The organism is Pseudomonas sp. NPDC087697 (assembly GCF_044743155.1).
In the GTDB taxonomy this organism is placed as follows: Bacteria; Pseudomonadota; Gammaproteobacteria; order Pseudomonadales; family Pseudomonadaceae; genus Aquipseudomonas.
Genome location: NZ_JBIUVW010000087.1, coordinates 1 through 4369 on the forward strand (window position 1 = coordinate 1; position 4369 = coordinate 4369).

General features: G+C 58.0%; 4 protein-coding genes. All 4 read left to right on the forward strand.

The features are described from left to right. The coding region (locus ACIPIN_RS28780; RefSeq protein WP_401124868.1) for a helix-hairpin-helix domain-containing protein at nt 1-136 on the forward strand (136 nt) is incomplete at its 5' end. Nucleotides 137-162: 26 nt separating this feature from the next. Beyond that, nucleotides 163-2682 (forward strand): translation initiation factor IF-2, encoded by a 2520-nt coding sequence (gene infB / locus ACIPIN_RS28785; protein ID WP_401124864.1) that lies wholly within the window; start codon nt 163-165, stop codon nt 2680-2682. A gap of 159 nt (nt 2683-2841) precedes the next feature. Next, the gene (gene rbfA, locus ACIPIN_RS28790) at nt 2842-3243 is read left to right on the forward strand and encodes a 30S ribosome-binding factor RbfA (protein ID WP_401124865.1); all 402 of its coding nucleotides are present in this window, start codon (nt 2842-2844) and stop codon (nt 3241-3243) included. Between the two features lie 3 nt (nt 3244-3246). Beyond that, the gene (truB, locus tag ACIPIN_RS28795) at nt 3247-4164 is read left to right on the forward strand and encodes a tRNA pseudouridine(55) synthase TruB (protein ID WP_401124866.1); all 918 of its coding nucleotides are present in this window, start codon (nt 3247-3249) and stop codon (nt 4162-4164) included. Nucleotides 4165-4369 lie beyond the last annotated feature (205 nt).

The following is a 4369-nucleotide window of genomic DNA, read 5'->3' on the forward strand; positions in this document are numbered from 1 at the left end:
ACTGGCGGTGCGCGGCGTAATTACCCGCGAAGACCTGGCCGAGCAGTCTATTGACGACCTGCTCGACATCGACGGCATTGACGATGATCGTGCCGGCAAGTTGATCATGGCCGCCCGAGCCCATTGGTTCGAGTAATAGGCGCGGCCTGAGGAGAGAAGTGCATGACGCAAGTCACGGTGAAACAACTGGCCGATGAGGTCAAAACACCGGTAGAGCGCCTGCTGCAGCAGATGCGTGAGGCAGGTCTGCCGCACACCGCCGCCGAGGAACATGTGACCGACAGTGAGAAGCAATCTTTGCTGACTCACTTGAAAAGCAGCCACAAGGCGAAAGTGGAAGAACCGCGCAAAATCACGTTGCAGCGTAAAACCACCAGCACCCTGCGTGTTGCTGGCAGCAAAAGCATCAGCGTTGAAGTGCGCAAGAAGAAAGTCTTCGTACAGCGCAGCCCGGAAGAAATCGAAGCCGAGCGCAAACGCGAACTGGAAGAACGTCGCGCAGTAGAAAATGCTGCACGTCAGAAGGCTGAAGAAGAAGCCAAGCGTCGCGCCGAAGAAGAAGCGCGTCGCCAGCCTGCTGCTGCGCAAACCGCTACTATCGACGCAGTCGCAGCGCTTGCTGCGGTTGCCGAGCCAGTGCGTGAAAGCGCGCCGGTCGTGGCAGCTGCTCCTGCAGCCGACACTCGCAAACGCGACGAACAGCGTCGTCCGGACAAACCACGTGCCGACGATAGCAATCGTCGTGGCGCGGGCGATGGTGAGCGCAAAAACGCTCCACATCGTGCTTCGGTCAAGGAAAAAGCGCCTGCTCCACGCGTTGCGCCACGGACTACCGACGAAGAAAGCGATGGCTTCCGTCGTGGTGGTCGCGGCAAGGCCAAGCTGAAGAAACGCAACGCTCACGGTTTCCAGAGCCCAACCGGCCCTGTCGTGCGTGAAGTGAAGATCGGCGAGACCATCACTGTTGGCGATCTCGCTCAGCAGATGTCGGTCAAGGCTGCTGAAATTATCAAGTTCATGTTCAAACTGGGTACTCCAGCGACCATCAACCAGGTACTTGATCAGGAAACTGCTCAACTGGTTGCTGAAGAACTGGGCCACAAAGTGACCCTGGTCAGCGACACCGCCCTGGAAGATTCCCTGGCTGAGTCCCTGAAGTTTGAAGGTGAGGCTTTCTCCCGTGCGCCAGTCGTGACCGTAATGGGCCACGTTGACCATGGTAAGACCTCGCTGCTCGACTATATCCGTCGTGCCAAGGTAGCGGCTGGCGAAGCCGGCGGTATCACCCAGCACATTGGTGCGTACCACGTTGAAACCGAACGCGGCATGGTCACCTTCCTCGATACCCCTGGTCACGCCGCGTTTACCGCTATGCGTGCTCGTGGTGCCAAGGCGACCGACATCGTGATTCTGGTGGTTGCAGCGGACGACGGCGTAATGCCGCAGACCATTGAAGCCGTACAGCACGCCAAGGCTGCTGGTGTTCCGCTGGTTGTTGCAGTGAACAAAATCGACAAGCCGGGCGCTGATCTCGATCGCATCCGTAGCGAACTGTCGGTTCACGGCGTGACCTCGGAAGAGTGGGGCGGCGACACTCCGTTCGTATCGGTTTCGGCGAAAGTCGGTACTGGTGTAGACGAGCTGCTCGAAGCTGTTCTGCTGCAAGCTGAAGTTCTCGAACTGAAAGCGACTCCTTCGGCTCCAGGCCGTGGTGTCGTGGTTGAATCGCGTCTCGACAAAGGTCGTGGCCCGGTTGCAACCGTTCTGGTTCAGGACGGCACCCTGCGCCAAGGCGACATGGTACTGGTCGGTTCGAACTATGGCCGCGTTCGCGCCATGCTCGACGAGAACGGCAAGCCAATCAAGGAAGCCGGTCCTTCCATCCCGGTCGAGATTCTCGGCCTGGACGGTACCCCGGACGCTGGCGACGAGATGAGCGTGGTTGCCGACGAGAAGAAAGCCCGTGAAGTGGCTCTGTTCCGTCAAGGCAAGTTCCGCGAAGTCAAACTGGCTCGTGCTCACGCAGGCAAGCTGGAAAACATCTTCGAGAACATGGGCCAGGAAGAGAAGAAGACGCTTAACATCGTCCTCAAATCCGACGTCCGTGGTTCGTTGGAAGCGTTGAACGGTGCCTTGAACGGCCTGGGTAACGACGAAGTGCAAGTGCGTGTAGTTGGTGGCGGTGTCGGTGGTATCACCGAGAGCGACGCCAACCTGGCACTGGCCTCCAACGCTGTACTGTTTGGCTTCAACGTGCGTGCCGATGCTGGCGCTCGCAAGATCGTCGAGCAGGAAGGTCTGGATATGCGTTACTACAACGTGATCTACGACATCATCGAAGACGTCAAGAAAGCCCTGACCGGTATGCTTGGCAGCGACGTTCGGGAGAACATCCTGGGTATTGCTGAAGTCCGCGACGTGTTCCGTTCGCCGAAGTTTGGCGCGATCGCCGGTTGCATGGTTATCGAAGGTGTTGTGCACCGTAACCGTCCAATCCGTGTACTGCGTGAAGACATCGTTATCTTCGAAGGCGAGCTGGAATCCCTGCGCCGCTTCAAGGATGACGCTTCCGAAGTACGTGCCGGCATGGAATGCGGTATCGGCGTGAAGAGCTACAACGACGTCAAAGTCGGTGACAAGATCGAAGTCTTCGAGAAGGTTCAGGTTGCTCGCAGCCTCTAACTCGCGCACTTCAAGAGCCGTGATGGGCAGCCGCATGCAAATGCACGGCGCATCACCCGGACTCTAAACGCAACGCCCGGTCTGGCTTCTGTCAGGCCGGGCGTTTGCCGCTTTCAGACCACACGGGTTTCACCGTGAGGCAGTAACAGGTAACAAGACATGGCAAAAGAATACAGCCGTACCCAACGTATCGGCGATCAGATGCAGCGTGAGCTGGCACAGCTGATCCGTCGTGAAGTCAAAGACCCGCGCGTCGGCCTGGTCACCATTACCGCTGTTGAAGTCAGCCGTGACGTTGGTCACGCCAAGATCTTCATCACTGTGATGGGGCAAGACAGCGCAGACGATATCGCTCAAAGCATCAAGGTGCTGAACTCGGCTGCCGGTTTCCTGCGCATGCAGCTGGCTCGCGAGATGAAGCTGCGCAGCGTTCCACAGCTGCACTTCCACTACGACGAAAGCGTCGTGCGTGGCGCTCATCTGTCGGCGTTGATCGAACGTGCCGTGGCTGAAGACAATCAGCACCCGGTCGTGGCAGAAACCGAAGACACCAAGGAGTAATCGGTGGCTCAGGTCAAACGTATCCGTCGTAACGTCAGCGGCATCATCCTGCTCGACAAGCCACTGGGGTTCACCTCCAACGCGGCCTTGCAGAAGGTTCGCTGGCTGCTCAATGCAGAGAAGGCCGGGCACACCGGCAGTCTTGATCCGTTGGCCACCGGCGTGTTGCCGCTGTGCTTCGGTGAGGCGACCAAGTTCTCGCAATACCTGCTCGATTCCGACAAGGGTTATGAAACCCTGGCGCAATTGGGCAAGACCACCACCACGGCAGACGCTGAAGGTGAAGTTTTGCAGGAACGGCCGGTGACCGTTGGTCGCGCCGATATCGAAGCGGTTTTGCCGAGGTTTCGTGGGCAAATCAGTCAGATACCGCCGATGTACTCAGCCCTCAAGCGTGACGGTCAGCCGTTGTACAAGCTGGCCCGTGCAGGTGAAGTGGTGGAGCGTGAACCGCGTTCTGTTACTATTGCGCGCTTGGAATTGCTGGCCTTTGAAGGTGATACTGCGCGCTTCGCCGTAGATTGCAGCAAAGGCACCTATATCCGGACCCTCGTGGAGGATATTGGTGAACAGCTCGGTTGTGGCGCTTACGTTGCGCAGCTGCGACGTACCCAGGCCGGTCCGTTCAGCCTGGCCCAGACGGTCACGCTGGAAGAGTTGGAAGCAGTACATGCCGAAGGCGGCAACGAAGCGGTTGATCGCTTCCTGATGCCATCGGACAGCGGCCTGCTGGATTGGCCACTGTTGCAGTTCTCGGAGCACAGCTCGTTCTACTGGCTTAACGGCCAACCGGTACGCGCCCCGGATGCACCGAAGTTCGGCATGGTACGCGTACAGGATCACAATGGTCGCTTCATTGGTATCGGTGAAGTGAGCGAAGACGGGCGCATCGCGCCCCGTCGACTGATTCGGTCAGAATGACCGAACGAGGGTGGCTGTTAACAGGCACGGTCACTACTCATTTTTAGATACAGGGATTTGTCCCTGGCCTGTTGAAACTGTTTTTTTGAAACAGTTTCCTGATAAAAGGATTGCCTCATGGCTCTCGACGTTCAAGAAAAAGCTCAAATCGTAGCTGACTCGCAGCAAGGGGTGGGTGACACGGGGTCGCCAGAAGTGCACGTGG

Bases quoted from the DNA above. Each gene is read 5' to 3' on its own strand.
- infB (WP_401124864.1), top strand. From the start codon at position 163: ATGACGCAAGTCACGGTGAAACAACTGGCCGATGAGGTCAAAACACCG.
- rbfA (WP_401124865.1), top strand. From the start codon at position 2,842: ATGGCAAAAGAATACAGCCGTACCCAACGTATCGGCGATCAGATGCAG.